A 3,930-nucleotide genomic window follows, 5' to 3' on the forward strand; every position below is an offset into this window, starting at 1 on the left:
GATACGAGACCTGGACAAGCCCCGCCATGACGCCTACCCCCTGTGCGATCACGCCGATCCGGGCGAGACCATGGCCCGCAAAAACAGCCGGTGCATCCTCCCCCATTACCAGCATACCCAGTGCCCCCGTTCCAACAGGCCCCAATGCCAGCCAGCACGATGCCGCCATACTCTCATGTGGCAGTTTATGAAGCGCCATACGCAAAATAAGAATTGCAAGGATACTGAGCGCAACAGGAACGGAGTAAGCCCACAGCACATAAGACGTTATCAGAACAACAAACCCAGCATGCGCATCAGCCAGATGGGGCACGAGCAGCCCCCCTGTTGCACCGGCCACCTCGGCAGCAACAACAGGCAGCAGCCATACAGCCGTCATACTCTCGAGGCTTATCTGATGGCGGGTGAACATCAGATAAGGAATACCAACACCGCAGGCCAATGCCATTGCCACATCCACCCACCAAAGGGCTTGCACTACCGGAATAATGGAAGAACCAAAAAGGATTAATCCAAAAACACAAAATCCATTGATAATAGTTGCAAGCCCCATCGGGATCGTGCCGATAAACATCGATACGACAGAATGCCCGAAGATACGTCTGGCCTCCTGCCCATACAAAATCCAGCGGGCAGCATAAAGCGCGCTAAAAAGCAGGAAAAGCCCGATCGTGACAAACCACAGCCCTTCACCCACAGGCCTCAACAGCGGGCCAATACCAGACATTTGCGGCAGGGTAAGCGCCAGAATGCCGGTACCCATGGTTGCGGCAAACCAGTTTGGCGTAAACTGGCGAATAATTTCACGCGAGCCGCATCGCTTTCCAAATATCGCAAAAATATCAGGGCTTTTTTTGATAGAATTCGAGAGAGTCATTGCTGTTTCTCCCTAAGAATAGCAACCAGCGCATCGGCCATACGTGTCCGATAGCGCTCCTTGTGCCGTAATGCGTGAAAAGGCCGGGCTGGCATTGGCAGCGCATATTCATGCAGGTCTCCCACCGCCAGCGCACGGCGCACCACAAATTCCGAAAGAACGGCAACACCGGCTCCAGCCTCGACCGCACTGCACACCGCTTCATTGGAGGGCATGACCATCGCAATGTTCATATCCTGCGGATCGAACCCCCGCGCACGTAGCACCGCCTCGAATGTTGAACGCGTGCCAGACCCCTGCTCACGCACAATCCAGCGCGCCGCACGGAGCCAGCCCTCATCCACCACCTGACCAGCCGATGCCCCGACAAGGAGCATCCTGTCCTCGCCCACTGTCCATGAAGCCAGAGCGGGCTCGTTAATCGTGCCCTCCACCACCCCCAGTTCCGCAACACCGTCCAGAACACGCCGTGCAGCGCCCTCGCTATTATCGATGCTCAGTTCAATCGCAATGCCGGGATAGCGCGCATGAAAGGCAGCAAGCCTTGCGGGGAGCCAGTAGCTTGCAACCGTCTGGCTGGCGACGACCCGCAATGTGCCACGTTTCAATGCGCCATAGTCAGCCAAGGCAAGCTCAGCCGCCGAGGCCCGCCCCAGCACGGCGCGCGCTTCATCAAGAAACATAGATCCGGCCTCGGTCAGTTCGATACGCCGCCCGATACGATGGAAAAGCGGTACACCATACTGAGCCTCCAGCGCGGCAATGGCATTACTGGCAGCAGACTGGGTAATATGCAGCGCCTCAGCCGCCCGCGTGACATGCTGGCGTTCAGCAACGGCAATGAAAATACGAAGCTGCTCTAACGTCATGGCTTCCCCCTTCGCCCCCAAAATACGCAACCAGGACCAATCTTTCCAATGCCGTTTATCTATGATTCCAATCTAAAAATCAGATCATTCAATCAGAACAGCCTGCGCACGGATCGAACCAAGCCTGACCAGAGCAGACGCAGCCTACCCGGCCCCTGAGAAGGTCGTGCCAGTTCAGTTTCCAGATCAGACCACTGGACATTTCGAAAAACCATATCAACCAGATGATTGTTTTCATCAATATGAATGACACAATCATCCGCAATCGAGAAAACCTTATGTCTATTGGCCCTACGCCCAAAACCAATCCACACGATGCGGCGCTCTCTATCAATTTCAATAGAAATATCTTCTTTGAAATCGATATCATCCTGCGGTGGTTCACTCTTCTGCATCACAAGCGATACAAGCGGCCCGCCTTCAAAAGCGCCCTCATATTTAAAGAGTTCGTTTTTTATTCTACCATAATAAATATAAAATGAATTTACGATATATCCCACCCTGAGACCCAACTGCATTTCCCCAATATTGACCCTCGGAAATGTTTCACTGACTCCCAATCGAGATTCTATGCTTTCCTGCATAGATGTTCTTTTATCACCATATGAAAAAGGATAAATAATTTCAGCATAAAACGCGATATCTGAATATACCGCATCCAATCGCGGTGCCACATCGCAGGGCAGAAAATCAAACTGTACCATGGTCAAATCCCTGACTTGAGCACTGTTATCCGTAAGCACTTTTTGGCCCAGCCTTGCTCAGGCCGCCTGAGCCTGCAAGAGTAGCGCGCTGCTTGCAAGCACTCCTGCCAATGGCTTTATACCTGCGCACCTACCGAGGTTTTACTCTTGTCTCTGCTGGATAACCCCCTGCCCGCCTCGACACAGGCTCAACGCTCCACCCGTCTGGCTTTTCTCATCGCCGGGTTTGCTGGTGCCGCCTGGGCTCCCATCATCCCTTACGTAAAGCTCAGATGCGGCCTGACAGATGCCCATCTGGGCCTGTTACTGCTCTGCCTTGGCACGGGTTCGATCATTGCCATGCCTGTAGCCGGTGCGCTGGCTGGCCGTTTGGGTTGCCGCTGGATTGTAGCTTTTTCAACCCTTGCCGTTTGCTGTGTCCTGCCTGTTCTAGCCACATCCAGTTCAGTCCCTCTGCTCGCGGTGGCACTGACTATTTTTGGGGCCGGGATCGGGTCGATCGACTGCGTGATTAACGTGCAGGCAATTCTTGTCGAGCGGGCGTGCCAGCGCACCATGATGTCGGGCTTTCATGGCCTGTTCAGTGTCGGCGGGTTGTCGGGGGCTACGGGCGTCAGCTCTCTGCTGAGCCTTGGACTATCGCCCACAATCGCATGCAGCGCTGTTTCCGTTCTGATACTACTGGGTGGCATTCTGGCCTTGCCCGGCCTGTTTACCAGCCACACCAGTTCCGGCGACAACCAGCCCTTTGCCATACCGCATGGTGTGGTTCTGATTATCGGGATCATGTGTTTTATCGTGTTTCTAGCAGAAGGGGCCGCAATCGACTGGAGTGCAGTGTTTCTGGCCACAATCCGCCATGTAGACGTGCGCTATACGGGGTTGGGCTATGTCGCCTTTGCCTGCACCATGACAGCAGGTCGATTGTTGGGAGACCATCTGGTACGCCGCGTGCCGGGCCGCACGCTGGTAACAGCAGGCAGCCTGCTGGGCGCTTTGGGCATGCTGCTGATTGCAACAGTCCCTGTCTGGCAATTAACTCTGTTCGGTTATGCCATGGTAGGGGCTGGCTGTGCCAATATCGTGCCGGTTCTGTATTCCACCGTTGGTCGGCAGAAGCTCATGCCGGAACATCTGGCGGTTTCTGCGGTCACCACCCTCGGCTATGCCGGCATCCTGCTCGGCCCCGCAGCCCTCGGATTTATCGCACAGAGCCTCAGCCTGCCCTTTGCACTTGGCACTGTGGGCGTTCTGCTGATGGTCGTCGCCCTGTCAGGCATGATTTTACCACGCGCCCTCATCAACGGCGAGGATCAGGGGTAATCAACAGCACACACGGCATGCGGCCACATGGGGCATGCCAGAAAGCCCAAAGGGCTTATGGTGGTGTAAATTTAAAAGGGGAGACATGGATAAACCGCTGTTTTCTGCGGCCAGGAATGGTGGGCGCAACAGGGATTGAACCTGTGACCCCTACCAT

Annotated in this window: 4 protein-coding genes; 1 reads left to right on the forward strand and 3 read right to left on the reverse strand. The window is 54.9% G+C overall.

Features of this window, described 5'->3' with window-relative positions:
* The 3 genes from ABF757_RS12075 to ABF757_RS12085 all read right to left on the reverse strand — a co-directional run.
* The coding region (locus ABF757_RS12075; protein WP_415482579.1) for a TDT family transporter at positions 1-877 on the reverse strand (877 nt) is incomplete at its 3' end.
* Positions 874-1,746, reverse strand: coding sequence for a LysR substrate-binding domain-containing protein (locus tag ABF757_RS12080; RefSeq protein WP_415482580.1), 873 nt, complete (start codon positions 1,744-1,746; stop codon positions 874-876). The genes ABF757_RS12075 and ABF757_RS12080, both read right to left, overlap by 4 nt.
* A 92-nt stretch (positions 1,747-1,838) precedes the next feature.
* Positions 1,839-2,450, reverse strand: coding sequence for a hypothetical protein (locus ABF757_RS12085; RefSeq protein ID WP_415482581.1), 612 nt, complete (start codon positions 2,448-2,450; stop codon positions 1,839-1,841).
* A 147-nt stretch (positions 2,451-2,597) separates the two neighbouring features.
* Between ABF757_RS12085 and ABF757_RS12090 the strand changes: the two genes are divergently transcribed.
* On the forward strand, positions 2,598-3,773 hold the full coding sequence (locus tag ABF757_RS12090; RefSeq protein WP_415482582.1) for an MFS transporter: 1,176 nt from the start codon (positions 2,598-2,600) through the stop codon (positions 3,771-3,773).
* Positions 3,774-3,930: the final 157 nt, after the last annotated feature.

The sequence above is a fragment of the Acetobacter papayae genome (assembly GCF_047721125.1).
Taxonomy (GTDB): domain Bacteria; phylum Pseudomonadota; class Alphaproteobacteria; order Acetobacterales; family Acetobacteraceae; genus Acetobacter; species Acetobacter papayae.